Below are 444 nucleotides of genomic sequence, written 5' to 3' on the forward strand. Positions count from 1 at the left end.
GCCTTTTTTAAAACCTCCTTTTCAATCCGTAACTTACGAACTTCTTCGCGAAGTTTCTTGATCTCGGCGTCGCGATCGTCCTCTTTCCGCGCCGGAATGCCAGAGTCCTGCTGACGGTGCTTGCGGCACCAACGGTCCAACAGGCTACGGTCAACCCCCAGCCGCCGGGCTGCCTCAGATACGGCATACCCCTGTTCGGTCACCAGGCTCACCGCATCCGCCTTGAATTCATCGGAATACCGACGTCGAGTCTTCTTGGTCATGAACACCTCCATGGCCTCCATTATGAGGCTTATCGGGGTGTCCGCTCCAATTGGACCACTTCACCCTGGAGGCCTCCTCCGGCACCGCCGATCAAGTGATTCCAGTGGCATCACCCCGGAGGCCTCCTCGGCACCGCCGCCCAAGTGATGCCACTGGCATCACCCTGGAGGCCTCCTCGGC

General features: G+C 59.5%; 1 protein-coding gene. It reads right to left on the reverse strand.

Features of this window, described 5'->3' with window-relative positions:
• A partial coding sequence (locus Q673_RS24645; RefSeq protein ID WP_031217863.1) for a transposase occupies nt 1-263 on the reverse strand: 263 nt, incomplete at its 3' end.
• Nucleotides 264-444: the final 181 nt, after the last annotated feature.

The organism is Halomonas sp. PBN3, assembly GCF_000475415.1.
GTDB classification, from domain to species: Bacteria; Pseudomonadota; Gammaproteobacteria; order Pseudomonadales; family Halomonadaceae; genus Halomonas; species Halomonas shengliensis.